Source organism: Epibacterium sp. MM17-32 (genome assembly GCF_022348205.1).
GTDB lineage: Bacteria > Pseudomonadota > Alphaproteobacteria > Rhodobacterales > Rhodobacteraceae > Epibacterium.
In genome coordinates this window covers 61,866-80,169 of record NZ_JAKRFC010000003.1, presented here as the reverse complement: position 1 = coordinate 80,169, position 18,304 = coordinate 61,866, and the positions used below count along the sequence as shown (strand labels likewise).

At 62.5% G+C, this 18,304-nt stretch carries 17 protein-coding genes; 6 read left to right on the top strand and 11 right to left on the bottom strand.

Translation table 11 applies throughout. The features are described 5' to 3' along the window. Positions 1 to 171 precede the first annotated feature (171 nt). From MHM88_RS06100 to MHM88_RS06090, 3 genes are all read left to right on the top strand, one after another. The gene (locus MHM88_RS06100) at positions 172 to 921 is read left to right on the top strand and encodes a carboxylesterase (protein ID WP_239361402.1); all 750 of its coding nucleotides are present in this window, start codon (positions 172 to 174) and stop codon (positions 919 to 921) included. An 82-nt stretch (positions 922 to 1,003) separates the two neighbouring features. Next, a complete protein-coding gene (locus tag MHM88_RS06095; protein ID WP_239361399.1) occupies positions 1,004 to 1,429 on the top strand; it encodes a VOC family protein in 426 nt (141 codons plus the stop codon). A gap of 121 nt (positions 1,430 to 1,550) precedes the next feature. Then, entirely contained in the window at positions 1,551 to 2,471 is a 921-nt protein-coding gene (locus MHM88_RS06090) for an alpha/beta fold hydrolase (protein WP_239361398.1), read from the top strand. 41 nt (positions 2,472 to 2,512) lie between these two features. Here the strand turns inward: MHM88_RS06090 and MHM88_RS06085 are convergent, their stop codons facing one another. Together MHM88_RS06085 and phaZ are read right to left on the bottom strand one after the other, a co-directional pair. Further along, the gene (locus MHM88_RS06085; protein ID WP_239361396.1) at positions 2,513 to 3,103 is read right to left on the bottom strand and encodes a DUF6151 family protein; all 591 of its coding nucleotides are present in this window, start codon (positions 3,101 to 3,103) and stop codon (positions 2,513 to 2,515) included. Between the two features lie 2 nt (positions 3,104 to 3,105). Further along, positions 3,106 to 4,386 carry a polyhydroxyalkanoate depolymerase gene (gene phaZ / locus MHM88_RS06080; RefSeq protein ID WP_239361394.1) on the bottom strand — a complete coding sequence of 427 codons (1,281 nt, stop codon included), beginning with the start codon at positions 4,384 to 4,386 and terminating at the stop codon, positions 3,106 to 3,108. A gap of 148 nt (positions 4,387 to 4,534) precedes the next feature. Between phaZ and MHM88_RS06075 the strand changes: the two genes are divergently transcribed. The 3 genes from MHM88_RS06075 (at position 4,535) to phaR (ending at position 7,874) form a co-directional block, all read left to right on the top strand. Beyond that, positions 4,535 to 6,361: an alpha/beta hydrolase gene (locus MHM88_RS06075; RefSeq protein ID WP_239321289.1), complete on the top strand. Its 1,827-nt coding sequence runs from the start codon at positions 4,535 to 4,537 to the stop codon at positions 6,359 to 6,361. Positions 6,362 to 6,539: 178 nt separating this feature from the next. After that, positions 6,540 to 6,986 (top strand): phasin family protein, encoded by a 447-nt coding sequence (locus MHM88_RS06070; protein WP_239321291.1) that lies wholly within the window; start codon positions 6,540 to 6,542, stop codon positions 6,984 to 6,986. Between the two features lie 336 nt (positions 6,987 to 7,322). Beyond that, a complete protein-coding gene (phaR, locus tag MHM88_RS06065) occupies positions 7,323 to 7,874 on the top strand; it encodes a polyhydroxyalkanoate synthesis repressor PhaR (protein WP_239321294.1) in 552 nt (183 codons plus the stop codon). Between the two features lie 308 nt (positions 7,875 to 8,182). Here phaR and MHM88_RS06060 read toward each other — a convergent pair whose 3' ends face one another. The 9 genes from MHM88_RS06060 to MHM88_RS06020 all read right to left on the bottom strand — a co-directional run bounded on the left by MHM88_RS06060 (position 8,183) and on the right by MHM88_RS06020 (position 18,304). Continuing rightward, the gene (locus MHM88_RS06060; RefSeq protein ID WP_239361391.1) at positions 8,183 to 9,424 is read right to left on the bottom strand and encodes a DegT/DnrJ/EryC1/StrS aminotransferase family protein; all 1,242 of its coding nucleotides are present in this window, start codon (positions 9,422 to 9,424) and stop codon (positions 8,183 to 8,185) included. 319 nt (positions 9,425 to 9,743) lie between these two features. Further along, positions 9,744 to 11,054: an FAD-binding oxidoreductase gene (locus MHM88_RS06055; RefSeq protein WP_239362503.1), complete on the bottom strand. Its 1,311-nt coding sequence runs from the start codon at positions 11,052 to 11,054 to the stop codon at positions 9,744 to 9,746. A gap of 114 nt (positions 11,055 to 11,168) precedes the next feature. Beyond that, positions 11,169 to 12,536 (bottom strand): glutamine synthetase family protein, encoded by a 1,368-nt coding sequence (locus tag MHM88_RS06050; protein ID WP_239321299.1) that lies wholly within the window; start codon positions 12,534 to 12,536, stop codon positions 11,169 to 11,171. Beyond that, entirely contained in the window at positions 12,533 to 13,216 is a 684-nt protein-coding gene (locus MHM88_RS06045; RefSeq protein WP_239361389.1) for a type 1 glutamine amidotransferase, read from the bottom strand. The genes MHM88_RS06050 and MHM88_RS06045 overlap by 4 nt, the downstream gene beginning before the upstream one ends. Before the next feature lie 55 nt (positions 13,217 to 13,271). Beyond that, positions 13,272 to 14,591, bottom strand: a complete 1,320-nt coding sequence (locus tag MHM88_RS06040; protein ID WP_239361388.1) for a glutamine synthetase family protein — start codon at positions 14,589 to 14,591, stop codon at positions 13,272 to 13,274. Between the two features lie 352 nt (positions 14,592 to 14,943). Next, positions 14,944 to 15,750 carry an ABC transporter permease gene (locus tag MHM88_RS06035; RefSeq protein ID WP_239321307.1) on the bottom strand — a complete coding sequence of 269 codons (807 nt, stop codon included), beginning with the start codon at positions 15,748 to 15,750 and terminating at the stop codon, positions 14,944 to 14,946. Beyond that, positions 15,747 to 16,646 (bottom strand): ABC transporter permease subunit, encoded by a 900-nt coding sequence (locus MHM88_RS06030; protein WP_239321422.1) that lies wholly within the window; start codon positions 16,644 to 16,646, stop codon positions 15,747 to 15,749. The genes MHM88_RS06035 and MHM88_RS06030 overlap by 4 nt, the downstream gene beginning before the upstream one ends. A 131-nt stretch (positions 16,647 to 16,777) precedes the next feature. Continuing rightward, the gene (locus tag MHM88_RS06025; RefSeq protein WP_239321310.1) at positions 16,778 to 17,485 is read right to left on the bottom strand and encodes a transporter substrate-binding domain-containing protein; all 708 of its coding nucleotides are present in this window, start codon (positions 17,483 to 17,485) and stop codon (positions 16,778 to 16,780) included. 39 nt (positions 17,486 to 17,524) lie between these two features. Further along, a complete protein-coding gene (locus tag MHM88_RS06020) occupies positions 17,525 to 18,304 on the bottom strand; it encodes an ABC transporter ATP-binding protein (RefSeq protein ID WP_239361387.1) in 780 nt (259 codons plus the stop codon).

Sequence of the window (18,304 nt, the reverse complement as noted above, 5' to 3'; positions counted from 1 at the left end):
GAGGGGGGCGGTGAGGTCAAGGTGGCGGGTGCAAAAAGGCGGGGGCTGTGGACGAGGGGCGCTGCCCCTCGCGCTCCCCGAGGTATTTTGGAAAAGATGAACGGGGCGGATTTGGCGAATCCGACAACCCGTGGCATGGGAAGAGGCGTAAAGAAAATTGGGAGACAGCCGATGGCGCCGCAGTATCTGGACACCGCTGAAGGACGACGCATTGCGTATCACAAGACAGAAGGGCAGGGGCCCTGCGTGGTGTTTCTGGGCGGATTGAAATCCGACATGGAGGGCACCAAGGCGCTGTTCCTGGAGGACTGGGCCAAGGCGCGCGGGCAGGCATTCCTGCGGTTTGACTATTCCGGACATGGCGAAAGCTCCGGCCAGTTCGAGGAGGGCTGCATCGGTGACTGGCACGAAGACACGCTGGCGGCGGTGGATGCCTTGACCGAGGGCGAGATCGTGCCGGTGGGGTCCTCCATGGGGGGCTGGCAGGCGCTGTTGCTGGCCAAGGCGCGGGCGGCACGGATCAGGGGGATGGTGACCATCGCCGCCGCCCCCGATTTCACCGAGGATGGCTATTGGGCCAATTTCACCGACGCGCAGAAGGCGGAACTGGACACCCGGGGCCGGGTGGAGTTGCCCAGCGACTATATGGAGCCCTATGTGGTGACCAAGCGGATGGTGGAAAACGGGCGCCAGAACCTGGTGCTGCGCAGCGATCTGGATCTGCCGTTCCCGGTGCGCTGCCTGCAAGGCACCGACGACTCGGCTGTATCGACCGAGACGGCGCTGCGGCTGCTGGATCACGCAAGCTGTGCGGATATGCGCCTGACACTGGTCAAGGACGCCGACCACAGGTTTTCCGACCCCGCCTGTTTGGAGCTGATCGCAGCGGCGGTTGCGGAGGTCTGCGGCGACATGGAATAAATGTTCGCATTATGTTCTAATTCAGGGTAAGGAGAAGGCGCGCCGTTGGAGGCGCGTCTTTTGTATTTGAGAGGATTGAAAGATGGAGCAACGAGTCAGTCTGATTACGCTGGGTGTGCCGGATGTGGAGGCGTCGGCGCGATTTTACGAAAGCCTGGGCTGGACGCGTGTTGAGAGCGAAGAAGGCATCATAGCGTTTGATCTGATTTCTCAAACGATCGGGCTTTATCCGCTGGAGAAACTGGCGGAGGATATGAACCTGCCCGTCGACGCGCTGGGGACCGGAGCAATGACGCTTAGCCATAACGTGCGGGCGGCGGACGAGGTGGCGCCGCTGATGGAGCGCGCGCGGGCCGCTGGTGCGGAAGTTTTGCGAGAGGCCGGGCCGGTATTCTGGGGCGGCACCATCGGGTATTTCCGGGCGCCGGACGGGCATATCTGGGAGATTGCGCACAACCCCTATGCGCCGCTGGCCGAGAATGGCGCCTTTCGCTGGAGCGGGTATTGAGGAAGTCACACATCCTTAACCAATTTTAGGCAAAGTAAAAAAGTCCTTGCTGCCCTGCACTTTGGGACGTGTAGTGAACCCAAGCGTCACAGATAGGCGCATGAAATACGGGCAGATATATATGAATGAACCAGCGCAGTTGTTGGCGCATCCTTTGGTGGTTGTGCCGGGATTCATGAGTGACGGACGGGTCTGGGAACCCCAGATCCGATTACTGTCCCGCCATGTTCCGGTGACGGTTGCGCCGGTTCTCAATGCCGACCGGGTCGAGGATGTGGCCGCCTCGCTGCTGGTGCATATGCCGGAAAAATTCACGGTGATCGGGGCCGGGCTCGGCGGGTCCATCGCGATGGCGATGCTGGAAACCGCGCCCGAGCGTATCGCCGGGATCGGGTTGATCGGGTCGACGCCGCTGCCGGAAACCCCGGCCAAGGCGGCGGAGCGTGAACCCTGGATCATCCGGGCCCGCGCCGGGCGATTGCGCGGCGTGATGGAGGAGGTGATACCGGCCGCGGCACTAGCGCCGGGGCCGTTGCGGCATCAGGTGATGGGGCAGCTTGCCGATATGGCAGAGGATCTGGGCCCGGATGTTTTTGTGTCGCAAAGCCGGATGTTGCAGCGCCGGGCCGACCAGCAGGCCACATTGATGCGGGCGGAGCAGCCGGGACTGGTGGTCTGCGGTGTGCATGACCAGATCATTCCGGTGAAGCGGCAGGTGTTTACAGCCGAACTGATGAGAAACGCCCGCATCGAAATGATCGAGGACGCGGGCCATCTGCCGTTGATGGAGCAGCCGGACCGGGTGTCGGCGATCCTGCACAACTGGATCGTGGGCGACCATGCGCAGCACCCCGTGTCTGAAGACCTCCTTGATCCCGTGCCGGAGCCGGTCTGGGTCAGCCGGCGTTCGCGACGGCGCCCGACCGCGCTGGCGCCCGCGCCGGACCGGACTACGCCGACCGTGGCGGACCGGGGCTCAGATGCAGAGCCGGTGTCCGAAGAGATCCTGCATTTGACGCCGGACTATCGCGCCAGCGCCTGATCGCGAGCTCTAGGGATCGGTCATCCGGAGCTTGCCGGGGGTCAGGGGCGTGTGGTCAGATCCTGACGCTCCGCCTTTGACAGCACCTGCGGCTGGGCGACGGGCGCGCCGCTGTCGAGGTCGAACAGCGGTGTCTGCCGCCAGCGCCCGGACACCCAGGCGGAGATCATCCGGCTGGCGAGTTTCATTGTCATACGTCCCGCGCCCTCATGCCGCGGTGGCTTGCCGGGCTGCGGTACAAAGGCCTGCGCCACCACTTTGCCCAGACGATCCGGGTCTGAGAACAGCGCGCTGCGCACGGCGATGAAGGGCAGTTTTGGCTTGCGCAGGCCGTTGAACAGCGGCGTGCCGCAACAGCCCGCATACCAGCGGAAGAGCCCCCGGGGCGACAATTGCAGCAGGCGCAGATGCTCCGCACCCTGATCGATCCTGACCATATCCGGCGCAAGTTGCAGCAGATCGACGCCGGTGCCCTTGGGATCGGGGCAGCCGTGGTAGAGTTCCACCGCGCGGCAATCCGCACAGTGACACAGGATACGGCAGCCCTGTTTGACCGCCGCCCCGGTGACATGCCCGCTGAGGCTGCCACAGGAACAGGCGAAGGGGAGAGCGTCGGCGCCGGACTGTTGCACGCTTACTCCGCGGCCGCCTTGGCGGATTTTGCGGTCGTCTTGCGCGCGGGTTTGCGGCTGTTGGCATCCATGAAGTCGATCACCAGCGGCCGGATGTTGTTGCGCCAGGACCGGCCGGCAAAGATGCCGTAGTGCCCGGCGCCGGGTTCCACATGGCTGGCCTTTTTCGAATCGGGCAGGCCGGTGCAGAGATCAAGCGCGGCAATGCATTGACCGGGCGCGGAAATGTCATCCTTGGCCCCTTCGACGGTCTTGACCGCGACGTCGGTGATCTTGCCGATGTCGATCTTGTGGCCCTCGACGGTGAAGGCGTTCTTGGCGATTTCCCGGTTCTTGAAGACCCTCTCCACGGTGGAGAGATAGAATTCGGCGGGCATGTCCATGACCGCGAGATATTCATCGTAAAAGCGGTTGTGGGCGTCGTGGTCGGTGGCCTCGCCCCGGCTGACGCGCAGGATCTGCTCGGAAAACGCCTTGGAGTGGCGGTCCATGTTCATCGACATGAAGGACGCCAGTTGCAACAGGCCCGGATAGACCGCGCGGCCGACGCCCTTGTATTTGAAGCCGACCCGCTGGATCATGGTCTGCTCCAGCTGGCCCATGGTGACGCGGTGGCCAAAGTCAGTGACATCGGTGGGCGTCGCATCCGGATCCACCGGACCGCCGATCAGCGTCAGCGAGGAGGGCTGCGCCTTGGGGTCGATCTCGGCCAGATAGGCGGTGGCCGCCAGCGTCAGCGGCGCCGGCTGACAGACCGCGACCACATGGGTGTCGGGGCCAAGCTCGCGCATGAAATCAACGAGGTAGAGGGTATAATCCTCCACATCGAATTTACCGGCAGAGACCGGAATGTCGCGGGCATTGTGCCAGTCTGTTACATAGACTTCGCAGTTCTCGATCAGGCTCTTGACGGTGGACCGCAGGAGGGTGGCGTAATGGCCGGACATCGGCGCAACAACCAGAACCTTGCGGGGCTGTTCGTCGCGGTCGGTGACGCGGAAATGGATCAGGTCGCCAAAGGGTTTCTCGACCACGGTGTCGACCTCGACCAGGTGGTCCTTGCCATCGGCCAGGGTGGTGGCGTGAATGCCCCAGTCCGGTTTGGCCACCATGCGTTCAAAGCTGCGTTCGGTGACCTGGCCCCAGGCCGCCATCCAGCTCAGCATGGGATTGGGCAGGGCGGCGAAGGCGGGGTAGGAGGCCATGGACAGCGCCGTCGCGCCGAACCACTGGTTCGCGTTGCGAACCGTCTCCATCAGATCGTAGGACATCATGTAGCGCATGCGCGTCTCCTTGGCGGTGCTTTTCGTGCCGCGGTTTGAGCCCGATTTCGCCGGATCATCCCGGCGGATTCGGACCTTTGGTCGCTTTGCCGTAGAATGGCAGGGCAAGTATTCTGCACAGCAGAAAGATTAAGAGGGTTTCCTTAAGATGACAACAACCGACAAGGCTATTGAAGCAACCTCCGCGGAACAGATTGACCGGCTTAAGGAAAATCTGGAGCGCGTGGAGCAGCTGTCCAAGCGCCTGGTGGAGGTGCTGGCGCAGAAGAAGACCCACAACCCCGGATTGGACGCTCCGAATCAAGAGCTCTTTGCGCGTGCAGCATCGTCCTATTGGGCGGCGATGGCGCAGAACCCGTCCAAATTGCTGGAGCAGCAGGTGCAATACTGGGGCAAATCGGTGATGAATTTCGCCGAGGCGCAGCAGATGATGGCGCAGGCCCTGAGCGCCGAGGCGACACCCCCCGAGGAGGAGGCGCAGGCGCGCCCGGCGGATCGCCGCTTTGGCAATCCGATGTGGGAGACCAACCCCTATTTCAAATATGTCCGCGACCAGTATCTGACCAATGCCGAGGCCATCCGCACTGCGGTGGAGGAGGTCGAGGATCTGGACGCGGTGGACCGGCGGCGGCTGAGCTATTTCGCCGATCAGATCATCAACATGATGGCGCCGACCAATTTCCTCGCCACCAATCCGGATGCGCTGGAAAAGGCGCTGGAGACCGACGGGCAGTCGCTGATCGACGGGCTGGAAAACCTGGTGGCGGATCTGGAGGCCAACGACGGTGAATTGATCGTGCGGCTGGCGGATGAAAGCGCCTTTGAGATCGGTCGCAACATTGCCACCACGCCGGGCGACGTGGTGTTCCGCAACCGTATGATGGAGCTGATCCAGTACCGGCCCACCACCGAGACCGTGCACGAGACCCCGATCGTCCTGTTCCCGCCCTGGATCAACAAGTTCTACATCCTCGACCTGAAGGAAAAGAACAGCCTGATCAAATGGATCACCGACCAGGGCTACAGCCTGTTTGTGGTGTCGTGGGTCAACCCGACCCATGATTATGCCGATGTGGGGATGGAAGACTATGTCGAAGAGGGCTTTCTGAAGGCCATCGAGGTGGTCAAGGACATCTGCGGGGTGAAGCAGGTCAATGCGGTGGGTTATTGCATTGCGGGCACCACGCTGAGCCTGACGCTGTCGCTGATGAAGCAGCGCGGCGACAAATCGGTCAAGTCGGCGACCTTCTTCACCGCGTTGACGGATTTCTCCGATCAGGGGGATTTCACGCCCTTCCTGCAAAATGACTTTGTCGATGCGATCGAGGAAGAAGTCGGCACCGATGGGGTCATGCCGCATTACATCATGGCGCGCACCTTTTCCTATCTGCGGGCCAATGACCTGGTCTATGGTCCGGCGATCCGCAGCTACATGATGGGCGAGACCCCGCCCGCGTTTGACTTGCTCTACTGGAACGGCGATGGCGCCAACCTGCCGGGCAAGATGGCGATCCAGTATCTGCGCGGCCTGTGTCAGGACAATCGCTTTGTCGGCGAGGGGTTCGAGCTGCTGGGGCACACGCTGCATGTGCGCGACGTGGATGTGCCGCTGATGGCGATCACCTGCGAGACCGATCACATCGCCGCCTGGAAGCAATGCTATCGCGGCGTGCAGCAGATGGGATCGCGCTCCAAGAGCTTCATCGTCAGCCAGTCCGGCCACATCGCCGGCATCGTCAACCCGGTCAACCGCAACAAATACGGCCATTACGTCAACAGCGACCTCAAGGGCGACGCGGAGGCCTGGCGGGCGGGGGCGACCTTTACCGAGGGGTCCTGGTGGCCCCGCTGGGAAGGCTGGCTGAAGAAACGCTCCGGCAAGCAGGTGCCCGCGCGCACCCCCGGCAGTGAGGCGGGCTATCCCGCGCTGGAGGCTGCCCCGGGCCAATACGTGCGCGCCAAGGCGAAGCTCTGACGTCGTGTCGCGGCGGGGCAGGGCGTTCCGTGAACGAAAGATAAAATTTCTGCAACGCAGCAAATTTCACTTGAAATGCTGCACTGCGGCATGCATATTGTTGGCAACGGCGGGAGTGGCCCGCTCGGAACCCCACCGGCCCCGTGGCCGGGGACACGTAATCTAAGGAATGAGTACCATGGCCAAGACCCAAGATTTTTCCGCGATGATGAAAGACATGATGGCGTCCTTCCCGGTTGACACCTCCGCGATGGAAGATTTCTTCAAGAACACCGCCGCGCTCAACGAAAAGCTGTCCTCCGTGGCGCTGGACGCGGCTGAAAAGAACGCCGAAATCTCCTCCAAGTGGACCAAGGACACCCTGACCAAGATGGGTGAAATCTCCAAGGCGAAGGCAGAGCCTGCCGACTACGCAAAAGCCGCGACCGATTTCGCGTCCGCTTCTGCCGAGGTTGCAGCCGAGAACATGGCGGCCTTTGCCGAAGTGGCGAAAAAGGTTCAGATGGACACCGTCGAGCTGCTGATGGCGGCTGGCAAGGACATGTCCGAAGAAGCAAGCGCAGCCGTGAAGAAGGCCACCGAAGAGGTCTCCACCGCTGCCAAGAAAGCCGCTGCTGCCAAGTAAGCGCCGCACAGGACGTCCGGGGGCCTGTTCAGCTCTCCTCCCAACCAACGGGACCCCGAAGAAAAGGGCAGGCCGCGCGCCTGCCCTTTTGTGTGTCGGGTTTGCTTGTGTGCTGGGTCTGCTTGAGTGTCGGGCCTGCCTGCAGGCCCAGGGCCCCGGCGGGAGCGGAACGGAGGAGGCTGCCCATGCGGCGGCGGCGTATCTTTGCATCTGCAGAAGCCGCATCGGCCCTGCCGCGCGGACCCTGCGGCATCTCCTTTTGCTTTCAGCACTTTCTTTTTGTCAGCGGCTCGCCTAGGATTTTCTGCAACGCGCAGATTTCCCGGGGAGAAGAGAATGGCGGAACAGGATAAGCCTCTGCTCATCAAACGCTATGCCAGCCGCAGGCTCTACAACACCGAGACCAGCGATTATGTGACGCTGGAAGACATCGCGGGCTTTATCCGCGACGGGCGCGAGGTGCAGATCCTCGACCTGAAGACCGGCGATGACCTGACCCGCCAGTACCTGCTGCAGATCATTGCGGAACACGAGAGCCGGGGCGAAAACGTGCTGCCGGTCAATGTGCTGAACGATCTGGTGCGCAGTTATATGGTCCCCGGTGGCGGGGTGATGCCGCAGTTCCTGCAGGCCTCGTTCGACATGCTGCGCGACAGCCAGTCGAAGATGATGGAGAACATGAACGCCATGAACCCGATGGCGCAGATCCCCGGGTTCGAGGCGATGAAAGCGCAGCAAGAAGCGTTCCTGAAAGCGATGACCGGCGGCTTTGGCGGCGGCTGGACCGGCGGCGGTGAAGAGGGCAGCGGTGCCGAGGGCGAAGAAGATCTAGACGCCATCAAACGCCAATTGGCGGAGTTGCAGGAAAAGCTCTCCAAACTGAGCTAAACGTTAGACTGCGACCTGCGATCAGAAGGCCCCGGATCATCCGGGGCTTTTTTGTGGTTCGGCGAAATCCGGGTGGAGGGCAGCGCGCCGCAGGCGCGCTGCCCGGCCCAAGGGGCTGCAGGACATCTTTGATGTCCTGCCGCTGCGCGGGAGCGCTCCCGCCCAGCGGCGCCACATCAAGATGTGGCGCCGCCAGTTGGGCCGGGCGCCGCGCTGACGCGCGGCGGGGGCAGGTGGCACAGGCAGGTCAAAAAGAAAGGGCCGCGTCTCCACGCGACCCTGAGGACTTTTAGAGACCGACCGATCGGTCAGGCGGCCGCAGCGCGGGCCATGGTTTCCTCGACCGAGGACAACAGGATCTGCGCAATCACATCCAGCTCCTCCTGCGTCAGCCGCACCGGCAGGCGCACGTCGCAGGCGCGCATCAGCATGGCGCGGGTTTCGGGCAGCTCCGGCAGATCCTTCAGGAACTGCCAGTTCCAGAACGCACGAGCATTGTCGGTGGAGCGGCCAAAGATCTGGACCTTCACACCTTTGTCTGCGGTGGCCTGCGCAAAGGCTTCGATCTGCGCATCCTCCATGCCGACCAGATTGAACTGGATCGAATCCGGGGCGCGCCGCTCCGGCGCCAGCGGCGAGGGGACGTGGAAATTGGCATGCGCATTCAGTTTTGCCGCCACATAGTCGTGGTTCTTCAGACCATCCGCGACCCGGCGCGCGAGCTCTGGGATCTGGGGGCGAATGACAGCGGCCGAGAGGTTGCTCATTCGCAGGTTATAAAGCGGCAGCAGGTTCTGCCAGCGGCCAAAAGCCTCGGCCAGCGCGGTGCCATTGTCGCCGCGGGCGGGTTTGTGTTTCTGCCAGTTGTGCTCATAAGCGCCGGACATGATCACCGCGCGCGCCACCACATCGGCGTCATTGGTGACCAGAATACCGCCTTCGCCGGCGTTCAGCATCTTGTAGGATTGGAACGAAAAACACCCAACCTTGCCAAGCGTGCCGATATTGCGCCCATGCCATGTGGTGCCGAGCGAATGGGCCGCGTCCTCGACCACAGGGATGTCGCGGGCCTCACAGAGCGCCATGATCGCATCCATATCCGAGGTATGTCCGCGCATGTGCGAGATGATCACCGCCGCGATGTCCTGATCAAGCTTGGCCTCGAAGTCGGCCATATTGATGCGGTAGTTTTCGCCCACCTCACAGAGCACCGGCACGCAGTCTGCATGCACCACCGACGATGGCACCGCCGCAAAGGTAAAGCCGGGGATCAAGACCCGCGCATCCCGGGGCAGGTCCAGCGCCTTGAGCGACAAGAACAGCGCCGCCGAGCAGGACGACACCGCCAGCGCGTATTTGGAGCCCAACAGCTCGGCAAACTCTGTCTCAAGCAGCGACACCGGCGCATCCTGCGGCGCGGTATAGCGAAACAGATCGCCCGATTGCATCAAAGCCTCGATCGCGTCACGCGCCGCCTCAGGGATTGGCTCGCCCTGATGCACATTTGGAACCTCGGTGTTCGGGACTTGGGGAGAGGATGCCTGCTTCATATTTCAAAATCCTGAATTTACCTTTTCAAAATTATAAAACAATGACGCAAAGAAGCCAAGGATTCCCCTGTCCTCAGAGGGTTATCAGGGGGGCGTTGGCAGGAATTTCACGAAACTGTTGCCTTCAGGCAGGGCTTTTTGCCCTCAGAGAGCGGCAGACAGCCCGCAGCGCAACCAAGCGGATTCGCTGGTTTCAGATCTGCTTCATCTTTTCAGAAATACCTCGGGGGTCCCGGGGGCAGAGCCCCCGGACATTTAAAATAGTGGGCGGAGCCCCCGAGTACCTAAAACTGCGGGTAAGGCTCCGCGACTGGTCGGATCAGATCCCAAGCCGGTCGCGCAGCGAAAACCACGTCATTGCCAGCACCAGCAGCGGCGAGCGCATACGCGCGCCGCCCGGAAATGGCGTGGTGGGAATGCGGGCCATGGTGTTGAACCCGTCGCTTTGACCTGCAACGGCTTCGGCCATCAGACGGCCCGCGTGGGTGGCGGTGCCCACCCCATGCCCGGAATAGCCAGAGGCCGACAGGATGCGCGGCGAGACCCGTGCCAGATAGGGCAGCCGTTTCATAGTGATCCCAAGAGTGCCGCCCCATGCGTAGTCTATCTTTACATCGCGAAGATGCGGGAAGATCTCGCTCATGGGGCCGCGCACCTTGGCGGCAATATCGCTGGGAAAGCGGTAGCCATAGCTCTCGCCGCCGCCAAACAACAGCCGCTTATCATGGCTGAGGCGAAAGTAATTCACCACAAATTTGCTGTCCGCCACCGCCACATCACGGGTCAGGACCTGCGCGGCAGCATCGCCCAGAGGCTCGGTTGCGGCGACAAAATTGTTGATCGGCATCACCCGTGCGGCGACCTGTTCGTTCAGGCCGCCAAGATAGCCATTACAGGCGAGGATCAGATGATCGGCGCGCACGGTGCCCTCGCCAGTGCGCACCTCGACCTGCGGGCCGTCCTCGATGGCAAAGACTTCGCTGCGTTCATAAATCTGCGCGCCTGCGGCAGTTGCTGCACGGGCGAGACCGAGGGCAAAATTCAACGGATGCAGATGCCCGGCACCATGGTCCAGAATGCCACCCTTATAGGCGGGTGAGGGGCACATGGCATGACAGGCGTCTTGATCCAGAATCTCAATCTGATCATAGCCATAGCGGTCTTGCAGATGGTGGCCGTAGTCATGCAGATGTCGCACGTCCCGCGCGCTCTCGGCGGTCCAGGCGACGCCCGGTTTCAGGTGGCAGTCGATCTGGTGCCTGGCGATCAGGGATTTCACCAGATCCTTGGCCTCTTCGCCCAAGGCCCAGAGATGGGTGGCATCCTGTTGCCCCACCATCTTTTCCAGCGCTTCCTGGTCCTGACGCTGGCCGGAGCCAAGCTGGCCACCGTTGCGCCCGGAGGCGCCAAAGCCCACCCGCTGCGCATCCAGCAGCACCACCGAGCGTCCCGCTTCGGCCAGATGCAGCGCGGCGGAAAGTCCAGTATAGCCCGCGCCCACAATGCAGACATCCGCCCGCAGCCCGCCCGACAGCGAGGGGTAGTGCACCCCCGGCGTCGCGGTGGCGGCATACCAGCTTTGGGGGTATTTGCCGGGGCGGTCGTTTGCGTGCAGAAGGTTCAGCGCCATCGGGTCGGCCTCATGGGTCTGCCACCCCCGGAGTTTGATCGCAGGGGGCTGGTCTTTCAGCTTCTCATAAATATCCAATGCGCCGCGCCCGAGACTGGACGCAGCACCAATGGATCAGACGTTCAGCAGCAGGTGCTCGCGCTCCCACGGCGAGATCACTTGCAGGAACTCCTCGTATTCTGCCCGTTTCACGCAGCTGTAGACGCGGGCGAAATCGGGGCCGAGCACCTCATGCAGGGCCGTGGCCTCGTCAAAGAGATCCAGCGCCTGGCCCATCACCTGCGGAATGTCGCCTTCGCCCTCATAGGCATCGCCCTTGAACTGGCGCGTGGGGCGGCGTTCTTCCATCAGGCCGAGATAACCGCAGGCCAGCGACACCGCGATACCGAGGTAGGGGTTGCAATCCATGCCCGCGATGCGGTTTTCCACCCGCCGCGCGGCCGGTCCCGACAGCGGAATACGGATGCCGGTGGTGCGGTTGTCGCGCGCCCATTCCAGGTTGATCGGGGCGGCGTGGTCCTTCACGTAGCGGCGATAGGAGTTCACATAGGGCGCCATCACCGCGAGACCGGCGGGCATATAGGTCTGCAACCCCGCGATAAAGTGATAGAAGGCATCCGTTTCACCGCCCTGCGGGCCGGAAAAGATGTTCTCGCCACTCTCCATATCGATGATGGAGTGATGGATATGCATGGCTGAGCCCGGTTCGTCCTCGATCGGTTTGGCCATGAAGGTGGCAAAGCAATCGTGGCGCAGAGCGGCCTCGCGGATGAGGCGTTTGAAGTAGAACACCTCGTCGGCCAGTTTCACCGGCGAGCCATGGCGCAGGTTGATTTCCAGCTGACCGGCGCCGCCCTCCTGGGTGATGCCGTCGATCTCGAACCCTTGCGCCTCGGCAAAGTCATAGATGTCGTCGATCACCGGGCCGAATTCGTCCACCGCGGTCATGGAATAGGCCTGACGGGCGGCGGCCGGGCGGCCGGAGCGGCCCATCATCGGCTCGATGTCGCGGGCGGGGTCGACGTTGCGCGCCACCAGAAAGAACTCCATCTCCGGCGCCACCACAGGTTTCCAACCTTGCGCATGATAGAGGTCGACGACACGTTTCAGCACGTTGCGCGGGCTGAAGGGCACCGGATTGTCGTCGCGGTCATAGGCGTCATGGATCACCTGCAGGGTCCAGTCGCCGGTCCAGGGGGCGGCGGTGGCGGTGGACATGTCCGGCTTCAGCGTCATGTCCTTTTCGATCCAGCCATCCTCATCCGCCGCATCGGCCCAATCGCCGGTGATGGTCTGGTAAAAGATGCTGTCGGGCAGGTGGAAATAGTCCTGCTTGGCAAATTTGGATGCTGGCACCGCCTTGCCCCGGGCGATGCCCGGCAGGTCCGAGATAACGCATTCAACCTCGTCGAGACGACGGCCCTCCAGATAGGTCTTGGCAGCTTCGGGCAGTTTCTCCTGCCAGCGCGTCGGGCTCGTCATCGGGTCCTCACTTTCTTGAAGAAGTCGGCAATCTCGTTGGCTATTAGGTTGGAATCGGTCGGGCGGTCGAGGGAGGCCCCGGCCGCGTTGAGTTGTTCATCAGGCACCACGCCCTTGCCACGGGTGCGCAAGAGCCCGTCGACAAAGGCGTTTTCGAACTCCGGGTGCGGCTGCGAGGTCCAGATGTGGTCGCCATAGGCCAGAAAGGCATTGGCGCAGAAATCGCTTTGGCCGATCACGCGGGCCTCGGCGGGGAGTTCCACCACCTGATCCTGATGCCAGGCATTTAGCTGCACCGGCGCGCCATGCAGGCGGTATTCGGTGTGGCCGACGCTCCAGCCGCCGTCATATTTCACCACTTTGCCGCCAAGGGCCTGCGCGATGATCTGATGGCCAAAGCAGATGCCAACGAGGGGCATCTTGCGCGCGTGGATCTCGCGGATCAGATCTTCGAGCGGGGGAATCCAGTCGTGATCCTCATAGGCGCCGTGTTTTGATCCGGTGATAAGCCAGCCCTCCGCCGCCTCCGCGCCCTCGGGGAACACGCCATCCAGCACCGGATAGGTGTCAAAGCTGAACCCATGCCCATCAAGGAGCGTGCGGAACATCGCGTCGTAGTTTCCGGAGGTGGGTTTCAGCTCTTCCGGGGCGTGGCCGGTTTGCAGGATGCCGATCTTCATAGGTCACCAAATATGATCAAAATACAAGGGCGGGACACAGAGGTCTCTCCCTGCCTCATACGGCCTCCAGCCACGAGAGCCAATGACTCTCTGCCGGGCGCTCGGCAAAGCCCTTGAGCTCCTGGCGTTTGGTCATCACCAGATTGCGGATCGCCATCGGCGGCAGGATGCGCGCGATGAGGGGGCTGTTTTCAAAGAGGTCGATCGCCTCGGCCCAGCTGCCCGCCAGCTGCGGCAGACCTTCGATGTCGTAGATATTGCCCTCGGAGGGGGGCGGGGGTGTTGCGCCATCTTCCATGCCGATGAGGGCCGCGCCAAGGACGGTGGCCAGCATCAGATAGGGGTTGATGTCGCCACCCGAGACCCGGTGTTCGATGCGCCGCGCCTTGGGGCTGCCGCCGGGAATGCGAATGGCGGCAGTGCGGTTCTCATAGGCCCAGGCGGCAGAGGTCGGGGCATGGGCGCCCGGCACCAGACGGTCGTAGGAATTGCCATGCGGGGCAAAGACCAGCGTGCTGTCGCGCATGGCGTTGATGCAGCCCGCCACGGCGGCATGCAGCGCCGGCGTGCCCTCGGGGCCGCCATTGTCAAAGATGTTGTTGCCGTCGCGATCCACAACCGAGAAATGCACATGCATGCCGTTGCCGGATTCCTCGGCGTAGGGTTTGGCCATGAAGGTTGCGGCAAAGCCATGTTTGCGCGCAACGCCTTTGACCAGCGCCTTAAAGAGCCATGTGTCATCGGCGGCGCGCATGGCGTCCTGATGGGTCAGGTTGATTTCAAACTGGCCCAGACCGGCCTCGGAAATCGCATCCTGTGCCGGGATGCCCATCGCCTCGGCCCCGTCATAAAGATCGGTAAAGAAGTCGTCATAGGCGTCCAGTTCCGCAATCGAGAGCACCGATTGCTGATCGAGCGCCCGCCCCGTGAGGGGGTCAATCGGCGGCAGCGGTTCGGTACCGGCGTCGTCGATCAGGATGAATTCGAGCTCGGTCGCGGCGGCCACCTGCCAGCCTTTTTCGGCGTAGCGGTCGAGCACATGCGCCAGCACCTGACGCGGATCGCCCAGGAAGGGGCGACCGTCTTCATGCACCATCTTCATCGGTACCAGCGCCGAAGGGGTCGCAAGCCAGGGCATCGGCACCGCGCCGCGTTTGGTGGGCAGCAGGATGCCATCGGCATCGCCGGTTTCAAACACCAAAGGGCTGTCGTCGATATCGCGGCCCCAGATGTCGACGTTGAGGACAGAGTAGGGCATCCGGGCGGAGCCTTCGCCGAGTTTGTCGGCCATGCCTGCGGGCAGGCGCTTGCCGCGCATCTGTCCGTTCAGGTCACAGGCGGCGATGCGGATTGTTCTGAGCGCAGAGAGGTCCATGCGCGTGCTCCTTGTTGTGTTGCCCGCAGTTTGGCGTGGCAATCGCAACCTGGCAAGAGAATTTGATCAAAAAATGAAACCTCAGCGCAAGACGCCTGTTTTGCGTACTGAGGTGTTTCGCTTCGGGCTCTGCCCGAAGCGACCGGCGCGGCGCGTGCCCAAGGGGCACGCGCCGCGCCGCCGGGCCCAACGGCCCGGGGGAGGCCCCGAAGGGGAGTTCCCGGGCGGGCGGGAGGGCCCCCGAATACTGCAAGGGCTCCGACAGGAGCCCTTGTGCGAGAGTTGTGAACGGGCAGTGAGGGACATTCAGACTGGCGGGCGGCGCGAGAGTGCGCGCGGCCCGCCTGTGGTGTCAGCGAATGACCTGGGGCTTGAACCGGATCTTTGCGCGCCTGTCTTGCGGCAGGTGCCGGTTCAGGCGGGTGTTGATCGCCCCGAAGGTGGTGATGATGACCAGCGTCAGCAGGATGAAGTAGAAGGCCAGGATCGGGTAGGGGATGAACGGGTTGAAGGTCTTGTCGGCGAAATAATTCGCGTAATAGAGCGCATCCCCCTGCTGGCGCCAGGCGGGAAAGCCCGAGAAGAACACCAGCGTGGTGGCATGGAACAGGAAGATCGCCTCGTTGGTATAGGCGGGCCAGGCCAGCCGCATCATCGTGGGCCAGATCACCCGGCGAAAGCGGCTCCATCCTGCCAGCCCATAGGCATCTGCCGCCTCGATGTCGCCCTTGGGGATCGAGCGCAGCGCGCCATAGAAGATCTCTGCCGAATAGGCGGAGGTGTTCAGGAACAGAACGATCAGCGCCCCCAGCCAGGCCGCCGACAGCGGATCGAAGATCGGCGACACGCTCTTGAGCGACAGAAACAGGAAATAGGCAAAGAAGAACTGGATGAACAGCGGCGAGCCGCGGAACACGAAGATGAACCCGTTGGCCGGGGCGCGTAGCCAGCGCCGCGGGGAATTCTTGGCCACCGCCAGCGCATTGGCAAAGAAGAACCCCGTCAGGATCGCCAGCAGGCCGAAGTAGACGTTCCAGATCAGCCCGGAACCGATCAGCACGAATTGATCGCACAGGGTGAAGTCACTGCGCGGCAGCAGGCGCTCGCCAAATCCCAGCGACCGGAAGGCATAGGCCTGAAGCGTTTCGATACAGCTCATGCCGCGGCTCCTTTTGCCTGACCCTTGCGTTGCGCCTCACCGGCGACGGTGGCCTGCCCGTGGGACAGACGGCGGGTGATCCGCTCCAGCACGATCTCCGACAGTTTTGTGAAGGCGAGGTAGAACAGCAGCAAGGCCAGGAAATACCACATGCGCCAATCGCCATGCGGATAATCGGTGAAACGTGCGGTCTTTGATCCGCCCAGTTCCCGCGCCCAGTAGACGATGTCCTCGACGCCGAGCAGGAACAACAGCGGCGTTGCCTTGATCAGTACCATCCACAGGTTGGACAACCCCGGCAGCGCGTAGACCCACATCTGCGGCACCAGCACCCGCCAGAAGGACTGGCGCGGGGTCATGCCATAGGCCTCGGCGGTTTCCATCTGGGCGCGCGGCACGGCACGCATGGCGCCAAACAGCACATTGGCGGCAAAGGCGCCAAAAACGATGGCAAAGGTCAGCACCGCGAGGCTGAAGCCATAGACCTCATGCACCCATTGCGGGGAATCGTTCAGCGGCATCTTGGCGATCTGGCAGACCAGAAAGTCATTGCCCTGCCGGATCGGTTCATCCCAGCCGGGACATTTGACCTTGTGGCGCAGCCATTCGATGCCCTGATCGAGCGCGATCACGAAGAACAGGAAAAAGGCGATGTCCGGCACACCGCGCACGATGGCGATATACCCCTTGCCAAAGAGCGACAGCGGCAACACGCGGGACCGCGCGGCGCTGGCCCCGAAAAAGCCGAAGGCAAGCGCCAGCGGCGCGGTGATCGCCAACAGCAGCAGCACGGTGCCAAAGGACACATAAAAGGCCATGTGCTTGCCGGTGGTCAGATAGCAGCTCAGCCATTGGAAGCCCTCCAGGCTGGCCGGATCAGAGCAATAGGAAAAAATGGCGGGCCTCTTTCTCTGGGTCGGGGGCGGACACGACATCCCGTGCCAGAACAGGGCGGGGATGCGGTGCGGGGAAAGGGAGAAAGGGGGCCATGGCCCCCTTTCCCTGTCTCAATGCGGGATCGGGGCGATCAGAACTTGCCCTCGATCTCCCATTTGTCGAGCATGTCGTTCAGGGTGCCGTCTTCCTTCATGGAGGCGATGGCCGCGTCGAACTTGCCGCGCAGCTCGTCATCGGACTGGCGGAAGGCCATGCCGATGCCACCACCGAGGTAGACATCACCGAGGAAGATCAGCTCGGATTCTTCCACGATCGGCGCCAGGAAGTCCTTGTCCGACAGAACCGCATCCACTTCGCCGGATTTCACCGCGGCGACGGTTTCGTCGGGGGTGGGGAATTCGACCAGCGTGGCGCCGGTTTCGGCAACATGGGCGGCCTGGATGGTGGCAGCCTGCGCGGCCACGACACCGCCTTCGACGTCAACGCCTTCGGCCATGGCGGCATAGGCGGAGGGCGACGGCAGGGTGTAGCCCTGGGTGAAGGCGACAACTTCCTTGCGCTCGTCGGTGATCGACATGCCGGCGATGATGGCGTCGTAGTTGCCCGACAGCAGGTTCGGAATGATCGAATCCCAGTCGTTGGTCACCCACTCGCAGGTCAGCTCGGCGCGCTTGCACAGCTCGTCGCCCAGCTCGCGCTCGAACCCGTCCACTTCACCGGCGTCGTTGATGAAGTTGTAGGGAGGGTAGGCGCCCTCGGTGCCGAGGCGAATGGTGTCAGCCATCGCAAAGCTTGCGGACAGTGCCAGTGCAGCAGAGCCAAGAAGCAGAGATTTCATAGTGTTACTCCCGTTTATTGGTGTTGGTCTGGTTTATGGTTATTGAGCCTGTCGCGTGGACGACAGGAACGCCCGCAGTCGTTCGCTGCGGGTGTTTCCGAAAATCTCGTCGGGGCAGCCTTCTTCCTCGATCAGCCCCTTGTGCAGGAACACGATGTGGTCGGAGACATCGGCGGCCATGCGCATGTCGTGGGTGACGATGAGCATGGTGCGGCCCTCGCTGGCGAGATCCTTGATGACCTTGACGACCTCTTGTTCCAGTTCCGGATCAAGGGCCGAGGTGGGTTCGTCGAACAGCAGCGCCTCGGGCTCCATGCAGAGCGCGCGGGCGATCGCGGCGCGTTGCTGCTGGCCGCCCGAAAGCTGCGCCGGGTAGACGTCGCATTTGTCGCCGATGCCCACCTGGTCGAGGTATTTGCGGGCGGATTTCTCCACCTCGGCGCGGCTGCGTTTCAGCACCGTCAGCGGCGCTTCCATCACGTTTTGCAGGATGGTCATATGGGACCACAGGTTGAACTGCTGGAACACCATCGACAGGTTGGTGCGGATGCGCAGCACCTGTTTGGAATCGCCGGGCTGGCGCATCAGGCCGGTGCCGCGCCAGGTGATCGGTTCGCCCTTGAACAGGATTTCCCCCTGCTGGCTGTCCTCCAGCAGATTGCAGCACCGCAGCAGCGTGGACTTGCCGGACCCGGAAGAGCCGATCAGGGAGACCACATCGCCCCGTTTGGCGGTGATATCCACCCCTTTGATCACTTCCAAGTCGCCGTAGGATTTATGCAATCCGCGGATTTCGAGTACAGGGGTGTCGTCGGTCAA

What these genes read in the sequence shown, in the direction of transcription:
- MHM88_RS06100 (WP_239361402.1), top strand. Translation starts at nt 172, where the DNA reads ATGGCGCCGCAGTATCTGGACACCGCTGAAGGACGACGCATTGCGTAT.
- MHM88_RS06095 (WP_239361399.1), top strand. Translation starts at nt 1,004, where the DNA reads ATGGAGCAACGAGTCAGTCTGATTACGCTGGGTGTGCCGGATGTGGAG.
- MHM88_RS06090 (WP_239361398.1), top strand. Translation starts at nt 1,551, where the DNA reads ATGAATGAACCAGCGCAGTTGTTGGCGCATCCTTTGGTGGTTGTGCCG.
- phaZ (WP_239361394.1), bottom strand. Translation starts at nt 4,386, where the DNA reads ATGCGCTACATGATGTCCTACGATCTGATGGAGACGGTTCGCAACGCG.
- MHM88_RS06075 (WP_239321289.1), top strand. Translation starts at nt 4,535, where the DNA reads ATGACAACAACCGACAAGGCTATTGAAGCAACCTCCGCGGAACAGATT.
- MHM88_RS06070 (WP_239321291.1), top strand. Translation starts at nt 6,540, where the DNA reads ATGGCCAAGACCCAAGATTTTTCCGCGATGATGAAAGACATGATGGCG.
- phaR (WP_239321294.1), top strand. Translation starts at nt 7,323, where the DNA reads ATGGCGGAACAGGATAAGCCTCTGCTCATCAAACGCTATGCCAGCCGC.
- MHM88_RS06060 (WP_239361391.1), bottom strand. Translation starts at nt 9,424, where the DNA reads ATGAAGCAGGCATCCTCTCCCCAAGTCCCGAACACCGAGGTTCCAAAT.
- MHM88_RS06055 (WP_239362503.1), bottom strand. Translation starts at nt 11,054, where the DNA reads ATGGCGCTGAACCTTCTGCACGCAAACGACCGCCCCGGCAAATACCCC.
- MHM88_RS06050 (WP_239321299.1), bottom strand. Translation starts at nt 12,536, where the DNA reads ATGACGAGCCCGACGCGCTGGCAGGAGAAACTGCCCGAAGCTGCCAAG.
- MHM88_RS06045 (WP_239361389.1), bottom strand. Translation starts at nt 13,216, where the DNA reads ATGAAGATCGGCATCCTGCAAACCGGCCACGCCCCGGAAGAGCTGAAA.
- MHM88_RS06040 (WP_239361388.1), bottom strand. Translation starts at nt 14,591, where the DNA reads ATGGACCTCTCTGCGCTCAGAACAATCCGCATCGCCGCCTGTGACCTG.
- MHM88_RS06035 (WP_239321307.1), bottom strand. Translation starts at nt 15,750, where the DNA reads ATGAGCTGTATCGAAACGCTTCAGGCCTATGCCTTCCGGTCGCTGGGA.
- MHM88_RS06025 (WP_239321310.1), bottom strand. Translation starts at nt 17,485, where the DNA reads ATGAAATCTCTGCTTCTTGGCTCTGCTGCACTGGCACTGTCCGCAAGC.